We start from the raw sequence: 23898 nt of genomic DNA, 5'->3' as shown, positions 1-23898 counted from the left end.
CGTTGCCCCATGAAACCCCTGCTTCACCGCAGGGGCGGTTAAGTTCGCTCAGCGCACTCACGAAAGGCGGCCGCGTGCCGCCTTTTTTATTTGTCCGCTACCATAGGCAGCTCAAGACGCTTGCGGCCTGCCTTCGCAACAATGGGCCATTCCACTCGGAGTGATACATGGCGACCAACCCAACCGAAGCGACAGCCGATCCCTATCGGCTGGACCACAGGCTTACCGTCCTCGAAACTCGGTCCGACACAATCTTGCCAACACTTGCCACCAAAGCAGACCTGGCGGACCTCAAATCGGAACTGCGGGCGGAATTCGTGAGCTTGTCACGCTGGATGGCCACACTCCTCGTCACCGTCGTCCTTGGGTTCGCTGGCATGTTTGTGACCATGTTCACGATGTTGCACCACTGATATTGCCTCCCCTTCCGCGATAGCTGTATAATCGCCGGTTCAGTATTCAACCCCTGGCAAGTGATCGGCAATCGGGTCAAGAAGCAGGACGACCGACGAAGTGCTGGTTGGCTACCAAACTAACCGAGGCAAAACCATGAAGACCGATATCCATCCGGATTACCGCGAAGTTGTGTTCCACGACCTGTCGTGCGACTTCAAATTCATCACCCGTTCGACCATCGCCACCCGCGAAACCATCAATTTCGAAGGCAAGGAATACCCGCTGGTCAAGATCGAGGTGTCCGCTGAATCGCACCCGTTCTTTACCGGCAAGCACAAGATCGTCGACACCGCTGGCCGCGTCGAGAAGTTCCGCCAAAAGTTCGGCTCGGTCGGTTCGAAGACCTCCGTCGCCAACGGCTAATTTCGTGCACGCACCCCGGAAAGCCTGCTGGCTTTCCAACAAGAAAGGAAGCCCCCGGCTTCCTTTCTTTTTTTCGCGGCTATACTACGCGACTAATATCGAATTGCTTCCGCTATAGATGAAACCCGTCCGCCTTCCCGCCGCCGCCACCCTCGCGCTGCCACGCTGGGCGCTGTTCGCGCTTGGCCTGCTGTACATCTTGCCGGGGCTGATCGGGCGCGATCCGTGGAAGGACGATGCCGCCAGCTTCGGCATCATGTGGACCATGGCGCACGGGAACATCAGCGACTGGCTGCTGCCCAACATCGCCGGCCTGCCGGCGCCCGAGGAAGGACCGCTCGCGTTCTGGCTGGGCGCGCTGTGCATCAAGCTGTTCGGCTGGCTGCTGGGCGACGTGCTGGCCGCGCGCCTGTCCACCATCGCCATTTTTGTCGCCGGCACCGCTTCGCTGTGGTACACCGCCTTCCACCTGGGCCGCCGGGCCGAGGCGCAGCCGCTGCGGCTGGCGTTCGGCGGCCAGCCCGAGCCGGACGACTATGGCCGCACGCTGGCCGACACCGCGGTGCTGATCTACCTGGGCTGCCTGGGCCTGCTCGCGCTCAGCCACGAGACGCTCGCGGCCACCCTGCAAGGCTCGCTGCTGGCCTACTTCCTGTACCGCGCGGTACGCTATGTCGAGCTGCCGTCGCCGCGCAACGCGGCCCTGATCGGCCTGTCGCTCGGGGCGCTGGCCCTCACCCGCGGCTACGCCTCGCCGCTGGTGCTGGTGCTGGCCTTGTTCCTGTGCACGCGCTTTCTCAAGATGCCGGCCGCCCCCACGCTGCGCGACCTGGCGCTGGCCGTGGCCACGGGCGTCGGCATCACGCTCATCTGGATCGTGCCGGCGCTCCTGGCCCACCCCTACAACGGCACGCCGATCGGAAGCTGGAACGCGTGGAACCTGTCGCAACTGGCCCTGCCCGGCTGGTTCTCGGTCAAGACCTTCTTCCGCGTGGGCGTGTGGTTCTTCTGGCCGGCCTGGCCGTTCGCATTCTGGGCGATCTGGGCCTGGCGGCGCCAGGAAAAGCTGCTGCACATCGTGCTGCCGCTGTACTTCGTGGCCGCGCTCACGGTGCTGATCGTGTGCGACCCGCTGCCGGAAAACGGCGACATGCTGCGCCTGCTGCCGCCGCTCGCACTGATGGCCGCGTTCGGCCTGCCGACCATGAAGCGTGGCGCGATCAACGGCATCGACTGGTTCTCGGTGATGGTGCTGACCACGTTGGGCGCGCTGGTCTGGCTGTTCTGGATCGCCAAGCTGACCGGCTGGCCGGCGCAGCTGGCCAAAAACGCGCTCAAGCTGGTGCCAGGCTTTCACCCGGAGTTCGGCCTGGTCGCCTTCATCGTCGCGCTGGCGGCCACGGTCGGCTGGTTCTTCCTGGTCCACTGGCGCATCTCGCGCCAGCCCTCGGTGCTGTGGCGCGCGGTGGTGCTGTCTTCCGGCGGCCTGATTTTGCTGTGGGTGCTGGTGATGACGCTGTTCCTGCCCGACCTTAACTACAGCAAGAGCTACGCCAGCGTGGCCCAGCAGATCGCGGCGCGCCTGCCGGCCGAGACCAACTGCATCGACACCAATGTCGGCCCCGCGCAGCGCGCCTCGTTCGCCTACTTCGGCCACCTGCCGTTCGCCGGCGTCGAGAACGCCGGGCGTTGTGACTACCTGCTGCTGCAGGACAGCGTGCGCCTGAAGGACGAACGCCAGATGGCGCAGCAGTTCCGCCTGCGCGACTACACCATGCTGTGGGAAGGACGGCGCCCGTCCGACCGCGACGAGCGCTTCCGGCTCTACCGCCGGCGCTGACCGACAGCCCCGCCCGCGCGGGGCTCTTTTTCATCCGCGCCGCCCGGCGGCATGCATGCCGCATGCGCGCATTGTTTTATTGCAAATTGCTCCACTTTTGAGCAAAATCAAGCGCCAAGCGAGCCGGACCGGGACACAATGCCGGCAAGCAGCGCAGCTTTGCCACTGGGGAGTTCAAGGATGAAAAGCGTCAGTTTTTCGGAAGTGGTCTATGCCCATGAGGTCGCGCCCTGGCTCAGCCCGCACCGGCCGCGCCGGCGGCTGGCCACATTCGCGCTCGTCATGGTCCTGGGCCTGGCCGGACTGGTCGTGCTGTTCCGAAAGCTCGACCCCACGGCGCCACTGGCCTACATCGTGATCCCGGTGCTGGCGGGCGGCCTGTTGCCGCTGTTCGCGCTCATGCCGGCACGGTTCGAGGTGACCACGCGGTTCGAGGCGCGGCACCTGCTGCGCGCGCTGGAAGAGGGATTGGCGACGCTGGGCTACGAACGCATCCCCATGCCGCCGGGCTTCCTGCGCTACCGGCCGCGCGGCGGCCTGCGCTGGCCCTCCCGTGACATCGAGGTCACGCTGCGCGAACACGTGCTGGCCGTCACCGGGCCGGCGATCACGCTGCACGCGCTGCGCAAGTGCCTGGGCGCTGCCCCGCAGGGCTGAGCCCCGCTGCCGGCCGCCGACGCCGGGTTACACCTTCATTGGCAGAATCACCATCTGCAGACCTTCCAGGTGCAGGCGGCGCTGGACCGCGAGCGACGCCTGGTTGTGCAGCAGGCGGATCAGCCAGTTATCGGACCCGAACACCAGCTTGCTGGTGAAGAAAATCGCATTCGGGAACTCGTTGCTGATGCGCTCGCACATGCGCGTGATCTCCTCCACCGCGTCGGTGCCGAACCCGATGTACGAGGCGGCAGCCATGCCGTGGCTGTGGCAGAAGTCGACGAAGAACTCGAGCGTTTCGGCCGCGTCCTCGCGCATCTTTTCCATCGCCCCCTCACCGCCGTACACGTGCGCGTCCACCGTGCGCGCGTTCACGAACAGGAAGTTCTTGAAATGGCCGGGGAACATGCGCTGCACCCACAACAGCGCGTGCAGGCCGCCGCCGCGCGAGTTCCCGACGATGAACACCGCGGTCTGCGCCTGCGGGTCCGGCTCGATGGGCTCACGGCCGGGGCCGAACGGCTGGCTCGCGAACACGGTGTCCACCAAATGGATGGCGCGCTTGGTTTCGCGGTAGTGGTTGCGGATGAAAATGCACAGGCAGGCGATGGCGGCGATGATGGCGGCGGTGGCCCAGCCGCCATCGGCAAAGCGCTTGACCAGCAGGATCGCCAGGATGCCGGCGCAGATGATGAAGCCGACCAGCGAGAGCAGGAAGCGGCCGATCCAACGCGTCCCCTCGGGGCCGCCGCGGTTGCGCCACCAGTACACGCACAATCCGAACAGAGAAATGGCGAAGGTGAGGAACACCGACAGCGAATACAGCACCAGCAGCATGGTGACCTGGCCGCCGGTCCAGAACAGGATCGCGAGCGCGGCGATGCCCATCACCAGGATGCCGTTTTGCGTGACCAGGCGCGAGGACAGGTAGCGGAACTGGTGCGGCACCCACGAGTCCGACGCCATGTTCGAGAGCACCGACGGGCCGCCCAGAAAGCCGGTGTTGGCGGCCACGAACAGCAGCCCGGCCTCGAACAGCAGCACCACCGCGAGCATGACCTGGTTGAGCACCGGCCCGCCCAGTCCCATGTTGGCGATGATGACCTTGAAGGTGGAAGCGTTCAGGGTCTGGCCTTCGACCGGATGCGCGTCCCACAGCAGGTAGAGCATGATGATGCCGCCCGCCGTGATCGCGAGCGACACGGCCATGTAGAACATCGTCACCTTCCCGGTGCGAACGCGCGGCTCGGCCAGCATGTTCACGTTGTTCGACACCGCCTCCAGGCCGGTGTAGGTGCCGCCGCCCTGCGAGTAGGCGAACAGCAGCATGCCGGCCACGCTGGACCAGCCGATGCCCTGCGCCAGCGAGGTGGTTTCGGCGATGGTTGCCGGAATCAGCAGCGGCAGGTGCGAGGCATGGGCCACGATCCCGTACACGATCAGGACCAGGTGGGTGGCGACAAAGCCGAGGAAGATCGGCAGCAGGATGCGGATCGCCTCCTTCAGCCCGCGCAGGTTCATCATGATCAGCGCGGCGATGAAGAAGGCCTCGGCGGCCAGCTTGTACGGCTGTACCCAGAGCGGCAGGAAGGACGCGAGCGCATCCACCCCTGACGCGACCGAAATCGCGATGGTGAGCACGTAGTCGAGGATCAGCGCGCAGCCGGAGACCAGGCCGAGGTAGGGTCCGACCAGCTTGGTGGCGACGCGGTAGCCGCCACCGCCGGTGGGGAACAGTTCGATCACCTGGTTGTAGGCCAGCGCGATGATGAACACGGTGGCCGCGGTGGCCAGCGCCATGTACAGGCCCAGGTGGGTGTGCGTGCCGAGCGCGCGGAAGGTCTCCTCCGGTCCGTACGCGGACGAGGACAGGCCGTCGGCACCCAGTCCGACCCAGGCCAGGAAGGCCACCAGCGCCATCGAATGGCGGGTCTCGCTCTTCATCGGGTCCAGGGCTTTGCCGAGGATGATCTCGCGTATCTTCTTGTTTTTCATCGTGTCCGCCACCGCCGGGATGGCTCTGTTTCTGAAGGGAAGCGAGATCATACGCTGGAACCCGGCAAAAGCACACAATGGCGCTATCACGGGTGGGGGAAACCGCCACGACGCTTCAATGCGATCTTGTTTTCCCCTTATCGGCATCTGCCCGGTCGGGGGCGGCATCGCTGTAGGCTGGTCAGTTGCCAAAACGGTGTGCTAATATGCGTGCCTCCCTGCAGTGCCTCTGTGGCGGAATTGGTAGACGCACTTGACTCAAAATCAAGCGCCGAAAGGCGTGCCGGTTCGATTCCGGCCGGAGGCACCACTCATCCCATCTGTTGTTCTTCGCACCGTTATCGCATAGGCTGCTCAGCAAAACTTCCTGACGGGAGGCGTTTCGCCGTACCCATCCTGACTCTTGCTTTGCGGCGGTTTTTAGCGTCCAGTTCTTGCTATAAATCAATCGCCTGCTCAACCAAGGACGGCGCTCGGCCGAACTGTCGCTTACCAGGCATTATCGAGCCGCTCACAGCGACCACATCTGGTGTCGTTCTTGCCTGGGCGCTCCTTCCTGTCCACGTAACGTGGACGTTGCATTTAAATGCACAGCGCTGCATAATGGATTGTCCACGTTTCGTGGACACATAAATAAAGTGGACACTTATGCGCCTTGAGGACACACTTCTCGATCAAATTGTTGACGGTCTGAAACGAGCGACCGGATTTAACGTCGAACTGTTCAGCCAGGCGGTGAGAGATGAATCTTTCGACCAGGTCCTACAGTTTGCGACTAATGATAAACGGCCGTTTGTGCTGCCAATCGAGGTAAAGGCGACTGTCGATCGTCGAGATCAGATTCTGAGCTTCAAGAACCGTCATGGGTCTGAGGGGGTACTGGGCACCCGGCGAATGTCCGCTGAACTGGGGCAGTACTGTCGGGAGAACAATGTGATGTTTGCTGACGCCGCAGGCAACTGTTTCCTTAAAACGGACGACCTTCTTGTGTTTATCCTGGGGCAAAAAGCTAGTCCACAAAACCTGCTGTCGAGCGAGCCTACCGTGACTCCGGCTACGCTGCGGGTCATGCTCGCCGTGCTGACACAGCCTCATTTTCTTAACGCGTCCGTGCGTGAAATTGGTGAGGCTGCGCGAATTTCACACGGCGCAGCCGGAAAGGCATTGGAGAGCTTGCGGCAACTCGGCTTCTATGTTGAGACAAACTCCGCACGACGCATGCTATCGATACCCGAGCGCTGGCTTGACGTTTGGACCGAAGGCTATATCGCACGAATTCGCCCAAAGCTCCTCAAGCGCCGGATGCGCGCTGCCTCGATGGACGCCGCACGTGACCTAGTGTCGCCAGCCATGGGGGAAGTCGAGCTTGGTGGTGAAGCTGCAGCGTCGAAGCTCGGATATTCGCTCGTCCCCGGCGAACTGACGCTCTATGTGAATATGCAAGAGCCCGGAGTGTTGCCGGACCTCGTGCGCTGGCTCAAGCTGCGCGCCGACCCAGCCGGGTCAATAGAACTTGTGGATATGTTCTGGAACAGTCCAGCCCTCCGATCCTTTCCGACGGTGCCAGAGCCACTGATCTACGCCGACTTGATCTGGAGCTCAAATAGCCGCAATCTCGAGATTGCCCAAGAATTGAGAAAGGCGATCTGTGAACGCGTACAGAGTCAGTCCTGAACGTGCGCTGCCGGACGAAATGGTCGCAGTCATGCGCCACGTCTCCGAAGCCGCTCACACACTTAACTTGGACTTCTTCGTGATCGGAGCCGCTGCGCGCGATGCCCTGCTCTGGCACGTACACGGTATCGAGCGCACGCGAGCCACGAAAGATGTGGACTTTGCGGTCGGCGTTGCCGACTGGAACGCCTTCTCACAGCTTAAGCAGGCCTTGCTCGCAACGGGAGATTTTGAACCGGGAAACCAAGACCATCGCCTCGTCTACAAAAAAAGCCTGATCTACCCGCTCGATTTGGTCCCATTTGACGGTGTAGAGCAGAACGGCGAAATTGCCTGGCCTCCCGCCGGGGATTTTGTCATGAATGTCGCCGGATATAAGGATGCTTTTGAATCCTCTCTGCTGGTTGAGGTTGAGCCTGGCTTTTCGGTCCGCGTCGCATCCATACCTGCAATTGCAATCTTGAAGATACTCGCGTGGAACGACAAACCGTCGAACGATAAGCACGCGACGGACATCTTATACCTGATGCGCAACTACCATCAGGCCGGCCAGCAGGACCGCTTTTATACTGACGGACTGGACCTGATGGAAACCGCAGGGTATGACGTTGAACTTGCGGGCGCTGGGCTGCTGGCACGCGATGCCAAGAGAGACGTGCAGCTTGATACGTGCGCACAGGTGGTAAGAATTTTAACAACCGAACCCAGAAAAAAGTACCGCTTCCTCGGACAAATGTCACATAGGTCCGCGCTTCCCCCGGAAAACATCGAAGCACTTTTCGACATTTTTTTGAAGACTCTATCAAGCTAAGAAACGCTTGTGCGGCCGAAGCGACGATGCCACGAACTTGGCCCCGGGCAGATCGCTACCGGCAGCGTGAAATGACCAAAATCCAATCAGGCGCTCGTGTTGACGGCATTCCCCGCCGGATGGACGTCGGCCATCTTGCTCTGCAGGCTTTGCAGGAAGCTGTTCAGTTTATCGCTGCTGCCATCGGTGGACACACCCAGGGCAGACAACAGGTTCTTGAAACTGTCCTGCAGCGTGCTGGTGCCGCTATCGCTCGGCGTGCTGTGGCTCGATGTGGTGCTGTCGCTGCTGGTCGAGGTGCCGGTACTGCTCGACGCCAGCTTCTGGATCAGGCTTTGCAGGTCCGATTCCATGCGACCGGGGCCGCCCTGGCCCATGCGCGGCCCCTTGTGGCCATCGCCGTCGCCGTCCGGATCGCGGCCGTTGGTGCCGCTCGACGCGCTCGCGCCTGCGCCCTGCGCGTGCAGCGCCGACATCAACGACTGCATGAAGCTGCCCAGCGCCTGCTGCGCGCTGGCCACGTCGGTGGTGCCCGCGGTGCTGGCGGCCGTGCTGGTGCTGCCGTCGGTGGCGCTGGCGCCGCCAGCGGACGAGGTGTCGATGCCGAGCGTGTCGGCCAGCGACTGCATCACGGCCTTGCCCAGCCCGCCCCCGCCGTGCGGCCGCGGCGGCGCGCCGCCCTGCACTTGCTGCGCCTGGTCGTCGGCGGATGCCCGGCTGGCACTTCCCAGCTGGCTGGTCTGGGTCAACGAAGAGAGGGAACTGGAGATGCTGCTGATGGACATGTGGCTTCCTTGTTGGTTGAGTGACACGCCGTGCAGTGTGGCGGCCAAGGCGGTAAATCGCAGTAAAGCCCGGGTAAATTTACGTAAAGTAATGTGACCCGCTGAATACGTCTGCGCGGGGGCCGTTATCATCGGCGTTCTGGTCACGGAAAAATACGCATGGCAAAAGTGTTATTGATCGACGACGACGTGGAGCTCGTCGAGATGTTGAAGGAATACCTGGAGCAGGACGGCTTCGAGGTGGCGGCGGTGCACAACGGCGCCGACGGGCTGGCGCAAGCCGTGGGCGGCGAGTTCGCGATCGCGGTGCTGGACGTGATGATGCCGCGCATGCAGGGCATGGAGACGCTGCGCCAGTTGCGCACGCGCAGCCAGTTGCCGGTGTTGATGCTGACCGCGAAGGGCGATGACGCCGACCGCATCCTGGGCCTGGAGCTGGGCGCGGACGACTATGTGTCCAAGCCCTGCACGCCGCGCGAGCTGTCGGCGCGCATCCGTGCGATCCTGCGCCGCACCCAGCAGCTGGGGTCCGGCGACAGCAACCAGTTCGTGGTCGGGCGCCTGGCCATGTGGCCGGAGCAGCGGCGCGTGCAGTGGGACGGCAATGCAGTGGCGCTGACCAGCACCGAGTTCAACCTGCTCGAGGTGCTGGTGCGCCATGCCGGGCACACCGTCAGCAAGCAGGACCTGTCGGAAAAGGCGCTGTTTCGTCCGCTGGCGCGCTTCGACCGCAACGTGGACGTGCACATGAGCAGCCTGCGCCACAAGCTGGGCACGCTGGCGGACGGCCGCTCGTGCATCCAGACCGTGCACCGGCAGGGCTACGTGCTGGTCAAGGACTGACATGGGCCGCCTGTTCTGGAAGTTCTTCTTTGCCACCTGGCTGGTGCAGGCGCTGGCGGTGCTGGCGATCAGCACCGGTATCTGGTTCAAGGACCGCAATGCGGCGCACCGCAGCGCGCGCGTGGACTTTGGCCCGCCGGGCGCGTTCGCGGTGGACGCGGCGGCGCAGACGCTGCGCTTTGGCGGCCTGCCGGCGCTGCGTGCCCTGCTCACCCAGCATGACGGGATACAGTTGTATGCCGTGGATGCGGGCGGCCACGAGCTGCTCGGCCGGCCCACCGACGCCGCGCTGCTGCAGGAGCTGCGCCAGCTGCATGCGCGCGATCCGGCCGCACACGCACTGCAGACGGTCCAGGCAGAGGGTAACGACTGGCTGCTGTTCGCGGCGCGCAGCGAGCAACGCGGCGCGCGCGCGCGCAGCCACGGCCTGGGCGGTCACCGGGCGCCGCGCGACGGCTATTTTCCGCTGATGCCAATGCTGCTGGCGATGCTGGGCAGCCTGGTGTCGGCGGCGCTGCTGGCATGGCATTTCGCCAAGCCGATCCGCAGGCTGCGCACGGCGTTCGATGCGGTGGCCGCCGGCAAGCTCGATACCCGGATCGGCGCCCCGGCCAGGCGCGGCGACGAGCTGACCGACCTGTCGCGCGACTTCGACCGCATGGCGCAGCGGCTGGAGGACGAGCATGCGGCCCAACGGCGCCTGCTGCACGACGTGTCACACGAAATGCGTTCGCCGCTGGCGCGCCTGCAGGCAGCGATCGGCCTGGCGCGCCAGCGGCCGGACCGGGTCGGCACCTGGCTCGACCGGATCGAGCGCGAGAGCACGCGCATGGATGCGATGATCGGCGAGGTGCTGGCGCTGGCGCGGCTCGACGCCGGTGTGGGCGGCGCGCTCGGGGACGAGGTGGTGATCGATGAACTGGTGGCCCAGGTGGTGGATGACGCGCGCTTCGAGGCCCAGGCCAGCGGCAAGTCGGTGTCGCTCAGCGCCACCGGCGCCAGCGTGGTGCGCGGCGGCGCCGAGATGCTGCACAGCGCGATCGAGAACGTGGTGCGCAACGCGGTCAAGCATACCGAGGACGGCACCGCGGTGACCGCCAGCGTCACGCCCGACCCGCGCGCCGGGCTGGTGCGCATCGCGGTGTGCGACCACGGCCCCGGGGTGCCGGACGCGGAGCTGGCGCTGATCTTCCGCCCGTTCCAGCGCGGCAGCCAGAACACGGCCCTGCCGGGGCACGGGCTGGGTCTGGCGATCGCCCAACGGGTGGTGCGCAGCCACGGCGGCGAGATCAGCGCGCGCAACCGCGATGGCGGCGGCCTGTGCGTGGAAATCGTGCTGCCGCTGGCAAGCGGCGCCGGCGCGCCGCGCTAGCGGCTGGCGTAGTAGCGCACCAGTTCGTCGATTTCCTGCGCCGTCAGCTGGTGCGCGGCATTGCGCATCTGACGGTTGATGTCGTTGGCGCGGGTACCGGCGTGGAAGGCGCGCAGCTGGGTGCGCAGGTAGTCGGCGTTCATGCCGTCCAGGTTTGGCGTGGCCGGCCGCTGCACGTTGGGGCTGTGGCAGGCCGAGCAGGCGCCGATGTTGCGCATCGGGTCGCCGTTGCGCACCAGGCGCGGCGTGGCCGGGCTGATGCGCGCCGGGATCGGCCGGTCACGCTTCTGGCTGGCGTAGTAGGCGGCCAGGTCGCGCATGTCCTGGTCGGACAGGTTGGCCACCATCGGCTGCATGATCACGCTCGGGCGGTGCCCGGACTTGAAGTCGGCCAGCTGCTTGTAGATGCTGGATGCCTGCTGGCCGGCCAGGTGCGGCGTGCCGGCCGGGCTGGTGCCCTGGGTGCCGTGGCACATGGTGCAGGCCAGCGCCAGCGTGGCGCCGCGGCCAACCTCTTGCTGGCTGCCTGGCCCCATCATGTCGGCGCTGACCACCACGGTGCTGGGGAACACCGCCTTCTCGCCGGGCAGCGCGGCGTTCTGGAAGCGCGCCGGGGCGCCGGCGGCGCTGCAGATCGCGTCCCACAGGCTGAGCGCGCCGGCGTTGTGCGTGCGCGGCAGCCAGACGAAGCCGACCATTCCGGCCGCCACCGCAATGACGACCAGGATGCCGACGCTGCGGGTGAACCAGGGATTGCGGGTGCTGAACAGGTCACTCATGGATGGCCTCCCACCGGCACCGCCGGCACCGACGTTTCCTTCAGCGGCAGTAACTGGGCGATCGGGTAGCCGTAGTTGACCACCGACAGGCCGACCATCAGCGCCAGCCACAGCGCAAAGCTGTTGAGCGCGACCGGCAAGCGCGCGGTCGCATGCACCGGCTGGCTGAAGCGGAACTCGGGCAGGCGGATGGCCTCGGACATGTGGCCGCGCAGCAGCACCAGCAGGAACAGCAGGCCGGACACGACCAGCAGCAGCCCGCCGATGAAGCTGATGATGACGGTGATCGCCTGCGGCGCCAGCTCGGGGTTGCTGTAGTCAAAGTAGGCCATCCGGCGCGGCATGCCCATCACGCCCACCACGTGCCATGGGAAGGTCAGGACGATCATGCCGACGAACCACAGCCACAGCTGGGCCTTCATCATGCCGCTGCTCTCGAGCTGCTTGCCGGTCAGGTGCGGCCACAGGTCATAGGACAGCGCGAAATACATGATGACGATGGCGCCGGCGAAGATCAGGTGGAAGTGGCCGGTGATCCATTGCGTGTTGTGCACCGCGAAGTCGAGCTGGTAACTCATGTTGATGATGCCGCCGGCGCCGCCAAAGCCGAGCAGGATGAACGAGAACGCGACCGCCAGCATCATCGGGTTGTGCCAGGGCAGCGCGCGGATCCAGCCGAACGCGCCCTTGCCGCCGCGCAGGCGCCCGGCGATCTCGACCGAGGCGGTGATGGTGAAGATGGTCAGCAGCGTGGGCACCGAGACCATGCCGGTGAACACCGCGTGCAGGAACTTGACGCCGGAGCCGACCTGCGGGTCCTGGAACAGGTGGTGCACGCCGATCGGCATCGAGAACACGAGGAACAGGATGAAGGCCAGGCGCCCCATGGTGTCGCTGTACAGGCGCGCGCCGATGGCGCGCGGCACCAGGGTGTAGAACGCGATGTAGGCCGGCATCAGCCAGAAGTAGACGATCGCGTGCAGGGTCCACGAAAAGAACACCCGCGCCAGGCCGGCGTCGATGGTGGTCTTGAACCCGAGCGCGACCGGCAGGATCAGGAACAGGATCTCGATGGCGGCGCCGAGCGAGGTCCAGGCCCACAGATAGGCGCCGGCCACGTTGGCGAACATCGGCAGCGGCACCGCCACCCCCGGGTTGGCCTTTTTCCACACGCGCAGGTTGACCGACATGAGCGCGACCCAGATCCACGAGCCGACCACCACCAACACCACGCCGATGTAGTAGGCCGGGTGGCCAATCAGCGGCGGGTAGAAGGTGTACAGCACCGACGACACCCCGGCCGAGACCGGCGCCATCGCCACCACCACCCCGAGCAGCAGCAGGAAGAAGCCGCCCCAGGCCCAGCGCTTGCCCACCAGCGGCTGCTTGAGCGACAGCTCGACGATCGCGTAGCCGAAGCCCATCGCCACCAGCGTCGGGAACACGTAACCCATGGCCGAGCCGTGCGCGGTGACCGAGCGGTAGTACAGCTCGGGGTTGCCGATCCAGTCGCGCAGCGGGCTGCGGATGTACATCTGCCACTCGCCCAGCAGCAGCGCGACGAAGAAGGCGATGAAGGCGATCCAGAAATGGGCCAGCACCAGGCGCCGGGTATCGTTACTTAACACAGCTTAGCCTCCTGGCGGTCGCGGCGCGCCGCATGAACTCGCCCTTGTCGATGATCTGCACATGCGCCCACATCGAGGCATGCCCGGTGCCGCAGTACTCGTGGCACGGCATCAGGTGCTCGCCCGGTTCGGTGAACCGGGTGCGGAAGTTCGAGATGTAGCCGGGCACCAGCATCATGTTGACGTTGGTGGTGGCGATCGAGAAGCCGTGTACCACGTCGGCGGCGGTGGCGCGGATCGTGACCGGGGTGTCGGTGGGCACCACCACGCACTGCGGGGTGAACGAATACTGGTTGGCCACCACCCGCACCGTCACCGCGCCGTCCGGCTCCAGCGCGGTTCCGAGGTTGCCCTCGACGAATTCGCCGGCGATGTGCAAGGTGCTCGGGTCGATGGTCTCGGTGCGCACCGGCGGCATGGCCGCCCAGTGCAGGCTCATGTAGGCCGTCATCGCCAGCAGAAACAGGATGATGGCGCCGACCACCATCGCCCAGCGCGACTCGGCGGCGGCGGCGACGTGGGCGCCGTGGTCGTGGATGTCGCTGGTGGCCATGTCAGTTCCCGCCGCCGCGCGCGACGAACACGCCGAAGAAGAATACCAGCCAGATCAGCAGCACGAGGGCGGTGGCCACGCCCGCCAGCGCGAACGCCCCGCGCGGCCCGCGCGCCACCACCGCATCGACCTGGCGCTGGGCCTCGGCCGGGTCGCGGTCCACATCAGTTGGTTCGTAGAACATGGATTCTCCAGTCAGGTCTCATTCGACGACGGTGGCCGAGCGCAGGCGGTTGACCTCGCGCACCGTCACCGGCCCGCCGCGGTTGCCCCAGGCGCTGCGGATGAAGGTGACGACGGCGGCGATGTCGTCGTCCGACAGCACCTGGGCGAACGGCGGCATTCCGTAAGGCATGGGGTTGCGGCGGGTGCCGGGCGGGTAGCCGCCGTTGAGCACCATCCGGATCGGGTTGACCGCCGAGGTCATGTTGATCGACTGGTTGGCGGCCAGTGGCGGGTAGTGCGGCAGCTTGCCGCGCCCTTCGGCGCCATGACAGCTGGCGCAGCGGTCGGCATAGATGCGGCGCCCGGTATTGAACGCCTCGCCGGCGCGCAATGGCGAGGCGCCCACGTCGGCGGTGACCGGCTGGTCGGCCGGCAGGGCCTTGAGGTACACCGCCATGGCGCGGATGTCCTCGTCGCTCATGAACTGCAGGCTGTTGTAGGTCACCTCGGCCATCGGGCCGTACACGGTGCCGCGGTTGGACACCCCGGTGGCAAGCAGGTCCATGATGTCGCGGATCTCCCAGTTGCCAAGGCCGGCCTCGCGGTTGGAGGTGAGCGAGGGCGCGTACCAGTTCTGCATCGGGATCAGGCCGCCCTGGAAGGCCTGCTCGGCCGAGGAGCCGCCCAGCGCGTTGATCGGCGTGTGGCACATCGCGCAGTGGCCCAGCCCCTGCACCAGGTAGGCGCCGCGGTTCCACTCGGCCGACTTGCTGCGGTCGGGCTGGTACTCGCCTTCCTGGAAGTACAGGGTACGCCAGCCGATCAGCAGCGCCCGGTTGTTGTAGGGGAAGCGCAGGTCGTGCGGGCGCGACTGCTGGCGCACTGGCGGGACCGAGCGCAGGTAGGCGAAGATGGCGTCGCAGTCGGCGCGCGTGACCTTGGTGTAGGAGGCGAACGGCATGGCCGGGTACAGCAGATCGCCGTTGCGCGAGCGGCCGGTGTGCATCATGCGGTAGAACTCGTCGGCGGTCCAGCGGCCGATGCCGGTCTCGGGGTCGGGCGTGATGTTGGGCGAGTACAGGGTGCCGAACGGTGTGGGCATGGGCCGGTTGCCGGAAAAGATTTTGGCGCCCGGGATCGTGTGGCAGGCGATGCAGTCGCCGGCCTGGGCCAGGTAGCGTCCGCGCTCGACCTGCGACTGCGGGGCCGGCGCGCGGCCCTTCGGCTGCGCCAGCGCCGCGCTGCCCAGCCCAGTGGACAGCGCCAGCAGCGCAACCAGTTTGAACAGGAAACGGACGGACATCGGTGCTCCCCTTTTATTGCGGTTGGCTGCCGCAGGCCAGCGGCAGGCGCGCGCCGCCGGCCCTGGCCGGACGGTTGCCCGACACCGGCAGCGACGCCAGGTAGGCGGCTACCGCGGCAACCTCGGGTTCGGACAGGCTGGAGGCGACGAATTGCATGCAGTCGGGCGCAAGCGCGGTACGGGTGCCGTAGCGCCACGCGCCGAGCTGGGCGCTGACGTAGTCGGCGCGCAGGCCCAGCAGGCCCGGGATGCCGGGTTCACGCCCGGTCAGCTCGGGGGTGTGGCAGGCGATGCAGGCGGGGATCTTTTTGCCGGGCACGCCCTGGGTGACGATGCGCTTGCCGTCAGCCAGCAGCGTCGGCGGCGCGTTGGTGGCCGGCTGCACCAGCGGCGGCGGGTTTTGCGCGGCGAAATACTCGGCCATGCGCATCAGGTAGCTGTTGGGCAGGTATTCCAGCAGGTAGTTCATCGGCACGTAGCGGCGGCGGCCGTCGCGGAACGCCACCAGCTGGTTGTACAGGTAGCCGGCCGGCTTGCCTGCCAGCCGCGGGAAATAGACGTTGGCCACGCCGCGGCCCTGCAGGCCGTGGCAGCCGACGCAGGCGGCCACCCGCGCTTCCATGGTGTCGGGGATGCGGTCGGGCGCGCGCTGCTGCGCCATCGCCGGCCCGGCCAGCGCCAATCCCGCGATCGCTAGACTCAGGAAAATCTTCAATTGATTCCTCTCCTGCAACAAGGCCGTGGCCGGCCTCTCTCGCCACCGTCAATGTGGAGCGAAAGTTAGCATGATCGCCACAAGTCCGACGCACGCTTCGGACCGGATGGCGGCAGGAGAAACGGGAAAAGCGGGCGCCCTACTCTGGCGAGCCGGGCGGGACCCAGGCATCGTACTTGCGTTCGATGCGGCGCATGGTGCCGTCGCGCGTCATCGCCTCGACCGCGGCATTCATGCGCGCCACCAGTTCGTCGGGCACGCCGCGGTTGCAGGCCAGGTACACCCGCAGCCGGTTGAAGGTCAGCACCGGCGCGATCTGCTTGTCCCAGCCGTGCTGGCCGAGCACCAGACTGCCGTGGCGCCAGGCGGCGGCCCACAGGTCGATGCGCCCCATGATCAGCTTGCGCGGGTTGATCAGGTCGTTGGGGGCCGGATCGACCTGGAAGCCGCGCTCGCGCAGGTACTGGTCGCGCGCGTCGCCGTTGTAGGTGCCGATGCGGTACTTGCGCGCGTCCTCGAGCGTGTTCAGGCGGATGCCGCTGCCGATACGCGCCGCCAGCACCCACTGCGCCTCGTCGGTCGGGCCGACCCACTTGAACAGCGCCTCGCGCTCGGCGGTGCGGGTGGTGGAGAACACGCAGGCGTCGGGGCGCTCGAGCGCGGCCATGTAGGCGCGCTTCCACGGCAGCAGGTCGATGGTGTAGTCGATGCCGGCGCGCGCCATGATCTCGCGCACCTTGTCGGTGCCGATGCCGGTGACGCGGCCGCCTTCGATCATGCTGGAAGGGGCCGAGGTTTCGGTCGTCAGGTACAGCTTGGGTTGGCCCTGCGCGGTTGCGGTGGCGCAGAGCGCAAGCAGTAGCGCTATCGCAGTTGATTTCGTCGACATTGGCTAACCCCGGGATGCGCCGCTTGCGGTGGCGTCGGGTTCTAGCATAACCGCAACGATGTCGGGGCAGCAAGAATGCATCGCGCTGGGGGAAAACTGCTGTATGCGCGCAACAGTCAGGCGCTGCGGCTCAGGCCTTGGCCGTGGCCAGTGTCTGCCCGGCGTGGCGCGCCACCAGTTCGCGGTACAGCGCGGTATAGCTGGCGGCCATTTGTTCGGACGTAAACAGCTCGCGGTAGCGCTGGGCGGCGCGGCGTCCCATGTCGGCGGCCAGCGCCGGGTTGTCCCACAGCCTGCGCATTGCCTCGGCCAGCGCCTGCGGGTCGGAGGGCGGCACCACCAGTCCGGTCTCGTTGTCGATGTTGATGTAGGTGGTGCCGGTGCCGATTTCGCTGGAAATCATCGGTTTGCCGAACATTGCGCCCTCCAGCAGCGAGATGCCGAATGCCTCCGAACGCAGGTGCGACGGGAAGGCCACCGCATAGCACAGCTTGAGCAGCGCCACCTTGTCGGCGTCGTCCAGCGCGCCGACGAAGTGCACATGGGACAGGCCCAGGCGCGCGGCGTGCGCCTTGAGCTCCTGCTCGATCGGGCCGGCGCCGACGATCACCACCGGGTAGTCGAGGTGCTCGACCGCGTCCAGCAGGATGTGCAGGCCCTTGTAGTAGCGCAGCACGCCGACGAACAGGAAGAACTTGGCGCCGACCCGCGCGCGCCACTGGTCCAGCAGCTCGGGCGCCGGCTCGGGGTAGGTATCGCGGTCCAGGCCGTAGGTGATGACGCGGGTCTTGTCGCGGTAGCGGTCCAGCACCGCGGACGAGGCCATGTAGTTGGGCGAGGTGGCCACGATCGTGTTCACGCTGTTCAGGAAGCGGTGCTTGAGCGGCTGGTACAGGCGCAGCAGGTGCTTCTGGCGCACGATGTCGGAGTGGTAGGTCACCAGGCTCGGCTTGTTCACGCGCGCCATGAAGTGGGCCAGGTCCATGAACGGCCACGGGAAATGGTAGTGCACCACGTCGGCCTCGCGCGCCATGCGCGCCAGCTGCCCGATCGCGGCCAGCGAGCAGGCGTTGGAGGCGATCTCGAAGTCGAGCGGCACGCGGTGCACTTCGGTGCCCTCGAACACGTACGGTGCCAGGTCCTTCTGGCGCGACAGCGACAGCACCTGGTTGGTCACCCCCAGCCGCCCGGTGCCCACGCACAGCTGACGGATCACCTGCTCGATCCCGCCCAGCGAGTCGGGGTAGTAAGTCTTGTAGAAGTGGAGGACGCGCATCGGTGCTGCCTGGCTCATCGGTTAAGGACGCTATGGTACACGGCTGCGGTGCTGCATGCCGTTTCGTGCCAGGTCAAGCGTGCGGCGCGCGCGCGCCCGGCCGCGGCGCAGCGCGCGCGCAACGCCGTATCGCGCGACAGCAGCAGCATCGCCTCGCCCAGCGCGCCGGCGTCGAGCGGATCGACTTCGAGCGCGGCGCCCTGCGTCACCTCGGGCAGCGAGCTGGCATTGGAGGCCACCACCGGCACGCCGGAGGCAAACGCCTCGACGATCGGGATGCCAAAGCCCTCGTACAGCGAGGGGAACACGAACACCCCGGCGCCCGCGTACACGTGGCGCAACTGGCGGCCGTCGGTCAGGCGGTCGAGCCAGACCAGGTTCTCGCCATCGGCTTGGGCAGCGCGCAGGCGCGCGACCAGCTGCTCGCAGCGCCAGCCGGGCGCGCCGACGATCACCAGCGCGCGCTCGGCGCGCACCGCCTGCGGCAGCGCGAGCCAGGCCTGCAGCAGGCGCTCGACGTTCTTGCGCGGCTGCAGCGTGCCGACGAACAGGAAATAGCCCGGCTGAAGCTGGAGCGCCGCCAGCGTGGCCGCGACCTCGCCCGCATCGGGCGGCTGCAACCACTCGTCGTCCACGCCGCACGGCACCACCGAGACGCGGCGCTCGTCCACGCCGAAGCACTGAACCAGCTCGTCCACCGCGAAATGCGACAGCGCGATCACGTGGTCGGCCTTCTGCGCCGCCTTGCGCTGCAGCCAGTTCTTCAGCTGGCGCAGGCGCGGGCTGCACCACTCGGGGTATTTGATCGGCAGCGCGTCATGCAGGGTCGCCACCACCGGGCAATCCATGCGCACCACGCGGTAATCGGTGACGTGGAACAAGTCGGCAGGCATGTGCACGCGGTGCACGCGCGGGGTCACCAGCTCGACCAGCGAGGCGGCCTCGAACGACTGCGGCATCGGCTGGCCGATGCTGATCGCGTCTGCGGCGGCATTGCCGGAGAGCGGCCGCGGCCAGGAATACGGCGCCACCTGGCAGCCGGCGCGCGGCAGGTGCCGCAGCAGCGCCTGGGTGTACACCCCGATGCCGTCGAGGCGGCCGCCGGTCAGCCCCGGCTCGATCATGTTCGCGCCCAGGCCGACGGTAAGCATTGCCGCACTCACGCCTGGAACATCCAGCGCAGGGTGTCGGCCAGCGGGATCGGTTCGAGCGGCCCGATCGCGCGCGCCAGTTTGGCGTTGCTGCCCATGAGATTGAGCACATCGTTGGCACGTACGAACGCGGGATTGACGCGCACCTCGATGCGGTAGCCGGCGATGGCTTCCATCATTTCTATCAGGCTGGCGAGCGCATGCGAGCGGCCGGAGCAGACGTTGAAGGCTTCGCCCGCCGGGCAGGCGGCAAGCAGGCGCCGGTAGCACGAGGCCACCATGCGCACGTCGGAAAAATCGCGCGCGATGGCCAGGTTGCCCAGCTCGATCTGGCGCGCGCCGCGCCGGAAGTGGCCGACGATCTTGGGGATCAGGAAGCTTTCGGTCTGGCCCGGGCCGGTATAGTTGAACGGGCGCGCGATCACGATCGGCAAGCGGTCCATCCACAGCCGCGCCATGTATTCCATTGCCAGCTTGCTGACCGCGTAATCGTTGGCCGGGCTGGGCGAGACGCTCTCGTCGATGACCTCGACGCTTGCATTGCCGTAGATATTGGCGGAAGAAGCCAGCAACACGCACTGCGGCCGGTGGCCGCAGCCGGCCAGGGCGGCCAGCAGGTTGCGCGTGCCCACCACGTTGACCTGGTAGATTTGCCCGGCGTCGCCATGTCCGACGAAGGCGATGCCGGCCAGGTGCGCCACCACGTCGGGCTGCACCTTGGCCACCATCTCGGCCACTGCGGCCTGGTCGAGCAGGTCGACCGCGAAGGTGTTGGCGGCGGCCGGTTCGCCCGGCAGCACGGTGCCGAACACCTGGTAGCCGGCCCGTTCCAGCTCTTGCTGCAGATAGTAGCCAGTGAAGCCGCGCAACCCGGTGACCAGGGCACGCTTGCCCGCACCCTCTTGCGGGCCGGCTTCGATGGCGTTCGGGTTCATGTCAGAACGAGAAGCCCTGTTCGTTACGGCGCAGGTCGGCGTCCACCATCATCTGGCACAGCTGCTCGAGGGTGGTTTCGGCCTGCCAGCCCAGCTCGCGGCGGGCCTTGGCGGCGTCGCCGATCAGCAGGTCGACCTCGGCCGGGCGGTAGAAGCGCGGCGACACCCGCACCAGCTCGCGGCCGGTCTTGCCGCACAAGCCGCGCTCGGCCTCACCGCTGCCGGTCCATTCGACCGTGATGCCGGCCCCCTTGAACGCCATGTTGACGAAGTCGCGCACGGTCTCGGTGCGGTTGGTGGCCAGCACGAAGGTGTCAGGCACGTCGGCCTGCAGGATGCGCCACATGCCTTCGACGTATTCGCGCGCGTAGCCCCAGTCGCGCTTGGCGTCGAGGTTGCCCAGTTCGATCACGTCCAGCTTGCCCAGCACGATCTTGGCCACGCTGTCGGTGATCTTGCGGGTGACGAATTCGCGCCCGCGCAGCGGCGACTCGTGGTTGAACAGGATGCCCGACGAGCCGAAAATGCCGTACGACTCGCGGTAGTTGACCGTCATCCAGTGCGCGTACAGCTTGGCCACGCCGTAGGGGCTGCGCGGGTAGAACGGGGTTGCCTCGACCTGCGGAATGGTCTGCACCTTGCCGAACATTTCGGAGGTCGATGCCTGGTAGAAGCGGATCGCCGGGTTGACGATGCGGATGGCTTCGAGCAGGTGGACCGCGCCCATGCCGGTGATCGACGCGGTGGCGATGGGTTGCTCGAACGACACGCCGACGAAGCTCTGGGCGGCCAGGTTGTACACCTCATCCGGTTCGGCAGTCTGGATCAGGCGCAGACTCGAGGACAGGTCGGTCAGGTCGTACTCGACCAGGGACAGGTTGGGGTGCGCGGCAATGCCGAGCTCTTCGATACGCCAGAAGTTGACCGAGCTGGACCGACGATAGGTGCCGGTCACGTGGTACCCTTTTTCCAGGAGCAGCTCTGCCAAATATGCGCCGTCCTGTCCGGTAATGCCGGTGATCAGGGCTCTCTTCGTTGTGTGCATGTTCGTGGTAATTCTAGGTGGTGATCGCGCAAGCCGGCGCGTTGATGCTGATAACCTGCCATTGTAACAGAGCCATTGCCCGCACCTTTGCACAAAAGAAAACGGTGACAGTGTGAGAACAATTTCTGACAATTATCCCGGCAAACGCGATCGAAACTCAGCCTCGAAACGAATTGTTACGTGAATTCAGGCGTTGCGGCAGGCGTGTTCACGATGATGTGACACGAGTCAACGCCGAGTGAAGACGGCCGAACTTTTGCAAGCCCGGCCGTAAATACGCTGCTTCAGCGCCCCGTGACAGCATCGACCACGCACAGCGCGGTCATGTTGACGATGCGGCGCACGGTGGCCGAGGGGGTGAGGATGTGGACCGGGCGCGCGCAGCCGAGCAGCACCGGGCCGACCGCGATGCCGTTGCCGGCGGCGGACTTGAGCAGGTTGTAGGCGATGTTGGCCGAGTCCAGGTTCGGCAGCACCAGCAGGTTGGCGTCGCCCCTGAGGGTCGAGTTCGGCATGGTGGTCAGGCGCAGCTTGGTGTCCAGCGCGGTGTCGCCGTGCATCTCGCCGTCCACCTCCAGCTCGGGCGCGCGCTGCTGGATCAGGGCCAGCGCCTCGCGCATCTTGCGCGCCGACTCGCTGCTCCCCGAGCCAAAGTTCGAGTGCGACAGCAGCGCCACGCGCGGGCGGATGCCCAGGCGTTCCAGCTCCTGCGAGGCCATCACGGTGATCTCGGCGATCTCGCAGGCGGTCGGGTTCTCGTTGACGTGGGTGTCCACCAGCGCCAGCTGGCGGTCCGGCGTGATCACGAAGTTTACCGCCGCGTACACCTTGGCGCCCTCGCGCTTGCCCAGGATCTGGTCGATGAAATTCAGGTGCAGGTGGGTCGCGCCGATGGTGCCGCAGATCATGCCGTCGGCGTCGCCCTTGTGCACCAACATCGCGCCGATCAGGGTGTGGCGGCGCCGCATTTCGAGCTTGGCCCAGTCCTGGGTCACGCCCTTCCTGCAGGTCATCTCGAAATAGGTCTGCCAGTAGTCGCGGTAGCGCTCGTCATGCTCGGGGCTGATCACGTCATAGTGTTTGCCTGCCTTCAGGCGCAGGCCAAAGCGTTCGATGCGCTGCTCCAGCACGCTGGGGCGGCCGACCAGGATCGGGCGCGCCAGGTTTTCGTCCACCACCACCTGCACCGCGCGCAGCACGCGCTCCTGCTCGCCCTCGGCGAACACGATGCGCTTGAGCTCGCGCGGGGCCTTCTTGGCGATCGCGAACAGCGGCTTCATGAAGCTGCCCGAACGGTACACCAGCTGCTCCAGGCTTTGCGCGTAGGCGGCCAGGTCGGCGATCGGGCGCGTGGCCACGCCGCCGTCCTGGGCGGCCTTGGCCACCGCCGGCGCGATATGGGTCAACAGGCGCGGGTCGAACGGCATCGGGATCAGGTATTCCGGACCGAACGACAGGTTGGAGATGCCGTAGGCCGAGGCCACCACGTCCGACTGCTCGGCGTGCGCCAGCTCGGCGATCGCGTGCACCACCGCGATTTCCATCTCGCGCGTGATGGTGGTCGCGCCGCAGTCGAGTGCGCCGCGGAACATGTACGGGAAGCACAGCACGTTGTTGACCTGGTTCGGGTAGTCCGAACGGCCGGTGGCGATGATCGCGTCGCTGCGCACCGCCTTGGCGTCTTCCGGCAGGATTTCCGGGGTCGGGTTGGCCAGCGCCAGGATCAGGGGATTGGGCGCCATGGTGGCGACCATCTCGGGCTTGAGCACGCCGCCGGCGGACAGGCCCAGGAAGATGTCGGCATCCGGGATGACCTCGGCCAGCGAACGCTTGTCGGTCGGCTGCGCGAAGCGCTCCTTGTCCGGGTCCATCAGCTCGGCGCGGCCCTTGTACACCACGCCGGCCAGGTCGGTGACCCAGATGTTCTCGAGCGGGAAGCCCAGGTCCACCAGCAGGTCCAGGCAGGCCAGCGCCGCGGCGCCCGCGCCCGAAACCACCAGCTTGCACTGTTTCAGGTCCTTGCCGACCACCTTCAGGCCGTTGAGGATGGCCGCGCCGACGATGATCGCGGTGCCGTGCTGGTCGTCGTGGAAGACCGGGATCTTCATCTTCTCGCGCAGCTTGCGCTCGATGTAGAAGCACTCGGGCGCCTTGATGTCTTCCAGGTTCACGCCGCCGAAGGTCGGCTCGAGCGAGGCGATGATGTCGACCAGCTTGTCCGGGTCGTTTTCGTTGATCTCGATGTCGAACACATCGATGTTGGCGAACTTCTTGAACAGTACGCCCTTGCCTTCCATGACCGGCTTGGAGGCCAGCGGGCCGATGTTACCCAGGCCCAGCACCGCGGTGCCGTTGCTGATCACCGCCACCAGGTTGCCGCGCGACGTGTATTTATACGACGCGGCCGGGTCCTTGACGATTTCTTCGCAGGGGGCGGCCACGCCCGGGGAGTAGGCCAGCGCGAGGTCGCGCTGGTTCAACAGCTGTTTGGTCGCCGTGACACTGATCTTGCCCGGCTGGGGAATCTGGTGATAGTCGAGCGCTGCAGCACGCAGTTGTTGACGTATTTCTTCTTTTTTGTCCAATGACGAATCCATGCTTTGCAGCCTTCCTGAACTGACGGGGAGACCTTTGATTTTAGCAGAGGCAAAGCACTCCGCACT

22 protein-coding genes and 1 tRNA gene are annotated in these 23898 nt (G+C 66.0%); 9 read left to right on the top strand and 14 right to left on the bottom strand.

Annotation, left to right across the window (positions count from 1 at the left end):
* Nucleotides 1-167 precede the first annotated feature (167 nt).
* From NX773_RS14615 to NX773_RS14600, 4 genes are all read left to right on the top strand, one after another.
* Complete coding sequence (locus NX773_RS14615; RefSeq protein WP_258857045.1) at nt 168-413, top strand: hypothetical protein; 246 nt, start codon at nt 168-170, stop codon at nt 411-413.
* A gap of 136 nt (nt 414-549) precedes the next feature.
* Entirely contained in the window at nt 550-819 is a 270-nt protein-coding gene (locus NX773_RS14610; RefSeq protein WP_091665976.1) for a type B 50S ribosomal protein L31, read from the top strand.
* Between the two features lie 118 nt (nt 820-937).
* Nucleotides 938-2659 (top strand): glycosyltransferase family protein, encoded by a 1722-nt coding sequence (locus NX773_RS14605; RefSeq protein WP_258857044.1) that lies wholly within the window; start codon nt 938-940, stop codon nt 2657-2659.
* Between the two features lie 180 nt (nt 2660-2839).
* On the top strand, nt 2840-3316 hold the full coding sequence (locus NX773_RS14600) for a hypothetical protein (protein WP_258857043.1): 477 nt from the start codon (nt 2840-2842) through the stop codon (nt 3314-3316).
* Between the two features lie 27 nt (nt 3317-3343).
* Here the strand turns inward: NX773_RS14600 and NX773_RS14595 are convergent, their stop codons facing one another.
* Nucleotides 3344-5311 (bottom strand): APC family permease, encoded by a 1968-nt coding sequence (locus tag NX773_RS14595; protein WP_258857042.1) that lies wholly within the window; start codon nt 5309-5311, stop codon nt 3344-3346.
* A 225-nt stretch (nt 5312-5536) separates the two neighbouring features.
* On the opposite strand from NX773_RS14595, the gene NX773_RS14590 reads away from it, so the two are divergent.
* The 3 genes from NX773_RS14590 (at nt 5537) to NX773_RS14580 (ending at nt 7796) form a co-directional block, all read left to right on the top strand.
* Nucleotides 5537-5621: transfer RNA gene (locus tag NX773_RS14590), tRNA-Leu, on the top strand.
* Between the two features lie 338 nt (nt 5622-5959).
* The gene (locus NX773_RS14585; RefSeq protein WP_258857041.1) at nt 5960-6985 is read left to right on the top strand and encodes a type IV toxin-antitoxin system AbiEi family antitoxin; all 1026 of its coding nucleotides are present in this window, start codon (nt 5960-5962) and stop codon (nt 6983-6985) included.
* A 31-nt stretch (nt 6986-7016) separates the two neighbouring features.
* Nucleotides 7017-7796: a nucleotidyl transferase AbiEii/AbiGii toxin family protein gene (locus NX773_RS14580; protein WP_258857040.1), complete on the top strand. Its 780-nt coding sequence runs from the start codon at nt 7017-7019 to the stop codon at nt 7794-7796.
* 86 nt (nt 7797-7882) lie between these two features.
* Here NX773_RS14580 and NX773_RS14575 read toward each other — a convergent pair whose 3' ends face one another.
* Entirely contained in the window at nt 7883-8581 is a 699-nt protein-coding gene (locus NX773_RS14575; RefSeq protein ID WP_258857039.1) for a hypothetical protein, read from the bottom strand.
* 159 nt (nt 8582-8740) lie between these two features.
* Here NX773_RS14575 and NX773_RS14570 point away from each other — a divergent pair, with 159 nt between their 5' ends.
* Together NX773_RS14570 and NX773_RS14565 are read left to right on the top strand one after the other, a co-directional pair.
* Nucleotides 8741-9424, top strand: coding sequence for a response regulator transcription factor (locus NX773_RS14570; RefSeq protein ID WP_258857038.1), 684 nt, complete (start codon nt 8741-8743; stop codon nt 9422-9424).
* A gap of 1 nt (nt 9425) precedes the next feature.
* Nucleotides 9426-10796, top strand: a complete 1371-nt coding sequence (locus tag NX773_RS14565) for an ATP-binding protein (protein ID WP_258857037.1) — start codon at nt 9426-9428, stop codon at nt 10794-10796.
* On the opposite strand, the gene NX773_RS14560 is transcribed toward NX773_RS14565, so the two are convergent.
* From NX773_RS14560 to NX773_RS14505, 12 genes are all read right to left on the bottom strand, one after another.
* Nucleotides 10793-11575: a c-type cytochrome gene (locus NX773_RS14560; protein WP_258857036.1), complete on the bottom strand. Its 783-nt coding sequence runs from the start codon at nt 11573-11575 to the stop codon at nt 10793-10795. The genes NX773_RS14565 and NX773_RS14560 overlap by 4 nt on opposite strands.
* Entirely contained in the window at nt 11572-13176 is a 1605-nt protein-coding gene (locus NX773_RS14555; RefSeq protein WP_370662258.1) for a cbb3-type cytochrome c oxidase subunit I, read from the bottom strand. The genes NX773_RS14560 and NX773_RS14555 overlap by 4 nt, the downstream gene beginning before the upstream one ends.
* Before the next feature lie 16 nt (nt 13177-13192).
* Nucleotides 13193-13756 carry a cupredoxin domain-containing protein gene (locus tag NX773_RS14550; RefSeq protein ID WP_258857034.1) on the bottom strand — a complete coding sequence of 188 codons (564 nt, stop codon included), beginning with the start codon at nt 13754-13756 and terminating at the stop codon, nt 13193-13195.
* 1 nt (nt 13757) lies between these two features.
* Nucleotides 13758-13940, bottom strand: coding sequence for a hypothetical protein (locus NX773_RS14545; protein ID WP_258823479.1), 183 nt, complete (start codon nt 13938-13940; stop codon nt 13758-13760).
* Nucleotides 13941-13958: 18 nt separating this feature from the next.
* Nucleotides 13959-15224: a c-type cytochrome gene (locus NX773_RS14540; protein WP_258857033.1), complete on the bottom strand. Its 1266-nt coding sequence runs from the start codon at nt 15222-15224 to the stop codon at nt 13959-13961.
* A 13-nt stretch (nt 15225-15237) separates the two neighbouring features.
* Complete coding sequence (locus NX773_RS14535; protein ID WP_258857132.1) at nt 15238-15885, bottom strand: c-type cytochrome; 648 nt, start codon at nt 15883-15885, stop codon at nt 15238-15240.
* Between the two features lie 193 nt (nt 15886-16078).
* Nucleotides 16079-16828: a substrate-binding periplasmic protein gene (locus NX773_RS14530; RefSeq protein ID WP_258857032.1), complete on the bottom strand. Its 750-nt coding sequence runs from the start codon at nt 16826-16828 to the stop codon at nt 16079-16081.
* A 130-nt stretch (nt 16829-16958) separates the two neighbouring features.
* Nucleotides 16959-18104 carry a glycosyltransferase family 4 protein gene (locus NX773_RS14525; RefSeq protein WP_258857031.1) on the bottom strand — a complete coding sequence of 382 codons (1146 nt, stop codon included), beginning with the start codon at nt 18102-18104 and terminating at the stop codon, nt 16959-16961.
* Between the two features lie 14 nt (nt 18105-18118).
* Complete coding sequence (locus NX773_RS14520; RefSeq protein WP_258857030.1) at nt 18119-19255, bottom strand: glycosyltransferase family 4 protein; 1137 nt, start codon at nt 19253-19255, stop codon at nt 18119-18121.
* Nucleotides 19256-19263: 8 nt separating this feature from the next.
* Nucleotides 19264-20190 carry a GDP-mannose 4,6-dehydratase gene (locus tag NX773_RS14515; RefSeq protein ID WP_258857029.1) on the bottom strand — a complete coding sequence of 309 codons (927 nt, stop codon included), beginning with the start codon at nt 20188-20190 and terminating at the stop codon, nt 19264-19266.
* A 1-nt stretch (nt 20191) separates the two neighbouring features.
* Nucleotides 20192-21235: a GDP-mannose 4,6-dehydratase gene (gene gmd / locus NX773_RS14510; protein WP_258857028.1), complete on the bottom strand. Its 1044-nt coding sequence runs from the start codon at nt 21233-21235 to the stop codon at nt 20192-20194.
* Between the two features lie 284 nt (nt 21236-21519).
* The gene (locus NX773_RS14505; RefSeq protein WP_307728594.1) at nt 21520-23832 is read right to left on the bottom strand and encodes an NADP-dependent malic enzyme; all 2313 of its coding nucleotides are present in this window, start codon (nt 23830-23832) and stop codon (nt 21520-21522) included.
* Nucleotides 23833-23898: the final 66 nt, after the last annotated feature.

The sequence above is a fragment of the Massilia solisilvae genome (assembly GCF_024753215.1).
GTDB classification, from domain to species: domain Bacteria; phylum Pseudomonadota; class Gammaproteobacteria; order Burkholderiales; family Burkholderiaceae_D; genus Telluria; species Telluria solisilvae.
Note: the sequence above shows the minus strand (reverse complement) of the source record. Positions and strands in the feature narration are given on the sequence as shown.

What these genes read in the sequence shown, in the direction of transcription:
- NX773_RS14560 (WP_258857036.1), bottom strand. Translation starts at nt 11,575, where the DNA reads ATGAGTGACCTGTTCAGCACCCGCAATCCCTGGTTCACCCGCAGCGTC.
- gmd (WP_258857028.1), bottom strand. Translation starts at nt 21,235, where the DNA reads ATGCACACAACGAAGAGAGCCCTGATCACCGGCATTACCGGACAGGAC.
- NX773_RS14550 (WP_258857034.1), bottom strand. Translation starts at nt 13,756, where the DNA reads ATGGCCACCAGCGACATCCACGACCACGGCGCCCACGTCGCCGCCGCC.
- NX773_RS14505 (WP_307728594.1), bottom strand. Translation starts at nt 23,832, where the DNA reads ATGGATTCGTCATTGGACAAAAAAGAAGAAATACGTCAACAACTGCGT.
- NX773_RS14610 (WP_091665976.1), top strand. Translation starts at nt 550, where the DNA reads ATGAAGACCGATATCCATCCGGATTACCGCGAAGTTGTGTTCCACGAC.
- NX773_RS14615 (WP_258857045.1), top strand. Translation starts at nt 168, where the DNA reads ATGGCGACCAACCCAACCGAAGCGACAGCCGATCCCTATCGGCTGGAC.
- NX773_RS14515 (WP_258857029.1), bottom strand. Translation starts at nt 20,190, where the DNA reads ATGAACCCGAACGCCATCGAAGCCGGCCCGCAAGAGGGTGCGGGCAAG.
- NX773_RS14520 (WP_258857030.1), bottom strand. Translation starts at nt 19,255, where the DNA reads ATGCTTACCGTCGGCCTGGGCGCGAACATGATCGAGCCGGGGCTGACC.
- NX773_RS14585 (WP_258857041.1), top strand. Translation starts at nt 5,960, where the DNA reads ATGCGCCTTGAGGACACACTTCTCGATCAAATTGTTGACGGTCTGAAA.
- NX773_RS14605 (WP_258857044.1), top strand. Translation starts at nt 938, where the DNA reads ATGAAACCCGTCCGCCTTCCCGCCGCCGCCACCCTCGCGCTGCCACGC.
- NX773_RS14535 (WP_258857132.1), bottom strand. Translation starts at nt 15,885, where the DNA reads ATGGCGCAGCAGCGCGCGCCCGACCGCATCCCCGACACCATGGAAGCG.
- NX773_RS14530 (WP_258857032.1), bottom strand. Translation starts at nt 16,828, where the DNA reads ATGTCGACGAAATCAACTGCGATAGCGCTACTGCTTGCGCTCTGCGCC.
- NX773_RS14575 (WP_258857039.1), bottom strand. Translation starts at nt 8,581, where the DNA reads ATGTCCATCAGCAGCATCTCCAGTTCCCTCTCTTCGTTGACCCAGACC.
- NX773_RS14525 (WP_258857031.1), bottom strand. Translation starts at nt 18,104, where the DNA reads ATGCGCGTCCTCCACTTCTACAAGACTTACTACCCCGACTCGCTGGGC.
- NX773_RS14570 (WP_258857038.1), top strand. Translation starts at nt 8,741, where the DNA reads ATGGCAAAAGTGTTATTGATCGACGACGACGTGGAGCTCGTCGAGATG.
- NX773_RS14545 (WP_258823479.1), bottom strand. Translation starts at nt 13,940, where the DNA reads ATGTTCTACGAACCAACTGATGTGGACCGCGACCCGGCCGAGGCCCAG.
- NX773_RS14540 (WP_258857033.1), bottom strand. Translation starts at nt 15,224, where the DNA reads ATGTCCGTCCGTTTCCTGTTCAAACTGGTTGCGCTGCTGGCGCTGTCC.
- NX773_RS14595 (WP_258857042.1), bottom strand. Translation starts at nt 5,311, where the DNA reads ATGAAAAACAAGAAGATACGCGAGATCATCCTCGGCAAAGCCCTGGAC.
- NX773_RS14600 (WP_258857043.1), top strand. Translation starts at nt 2,840, where the DNA reads ATGAAAAGCGTCAGTTTTTCGGAAGTGGTCTATGCCCATGAGGTCGCG.
- NX773_RS14580 (WP_258857040.1), top strand. Translation starts at nt 7,017, where the DNA reads ATGCGCCACGTCTCCGAAGCCGCTCACACACTTAACTTGGACTTCTTC.
- NX773_RS14565 (WP_258857037.1), top strand. Translation starts at nt 9,426, where the DNA reads ATGGGCCGCCTGTTCTGGAAGTTCTTCTTTGCCACCTGGCTGGTGCAG.